The sequence below is a fragment of the Vibrio sp. Vb1337 genome, from assembly GCF_033338715.1.
GTDB classification, from domain to species: Bacteria; Pseudomonadota; Gammaproteobacteria; order Enterobacterales; family Vibrionaceae; genus Vibrio; species Vibrio alginolyticus.
This window is the reverse complement of sequence record NZ_JAWOTD010000210.1, coordinates 1-1,131: the sequence shown is the minus strand read 5'-3', so window position 1 is coordinate 1,131 and position 1,131 is coordinate 1. Positions and strand designations below refer to the sequence as shown.

Annotated in this window: 1 protein-coding gene; it reads left to right on the top strand. The window is 46.7% G+C overall.

What is annotated here, in order from left to right:
- Positions 1 to 99 precede the first annotated feature (99 nt).
- Positions 100 to 1,131, top strand: a 1,032-nt coding sequence (ilvB, locus tag R7E42_RS25090; RefSeq protein ID WP_318073253.1) for a biosynthetic-type acetolactate synthase large subunit, incomplete at its 3' end; no start/stop codon positions are given.

Genomic DNA, 1,131 nt, shown 5'->3' with positions numbered 1-1,131 from the left:
GGAAGTATTTCGATTAGGCTACGAATAAGACCTAGACTATGTAAAACCAGACCAAACCGTTGACCTTACGGTGTGGAATTCTGGGTAAGGAGAGCAATTATGACAGCAATGTTGTCAGGTGCAGAGATGGTGGTGCAATCTCTGATAGAGGAAAACGTAGAGCAGATCTTCGGTTATCCGGGTGGTTCCGTTTTGGATATCTATGATGCACTGCACGCAAAAACCGACCAAATTAAACACGTACTAGTCAGACACGAACAGGCTGCGACACACATGGCTGATGGCTATGCTCGCGCAACAGGTAAGCCGGGTGTGGTACTGGTATGTTCAGGGCCTGGCGCAACCAATACCATTACCGGTATTGCAACGGCGTACATGGACTCCATTCCGATGATCGTGATTTCAGGGAACGTGCCAAACAGCCTGATTGGTAACGATGCTTTCCAAGAATGTGACATCGTGGGCGTCTCTCGTCCGGTAGTAAAACACAGCTTTTTGGTGAAAAAGGCGGAAGATATCCCTGAAACGATCAAAAAAGCCTTCTACATTTCAACAACGGGTCGTCCTGGGCCAGTTGTGATTGATTTGCCAAAAGACGTAATGGATCCGCAAATCAAACTGCCTTACCAATATCCAGAAAGCATTTCGATGCGTTCATACAAGCCAACCACTTCGGGTCATAAAGGCCAAATCAAGAAAGCGCTCAAGTCTTTGATTGAAGCGAAAAAACCGGTGCTTTATGTCGGTGGTGGCGCAGTCATTTCTGGTGCTCACGAACATATTTTAGAACTGGCAGACAAACTTAACCTGCCAGTTGTCAGTACCTTAATGGGCCTAGGTGCATTTCCGGGTACTCACAAAAACTCGCTTGGTATGTTGGGGATGCACGGTACTTACGAAGCCAATATGGCGATGCACGAAGCGGATCTAATCTTCGGTATTGGGGTACGTTTTGATGACCGCACCACCAATAACCTTGAGAAGTACTGTCCAAATGCGAAAGTGATGCACATTGATATTGACCCGTCGTCGATCTCCAAAAACGTCAAAGTGGATCTTCCAATTGTAGGCTCTGCTGAAAAAGTACTGACTACTATGCTTGGTCTACTGGCAGAGCAAGATTGTGGCAAC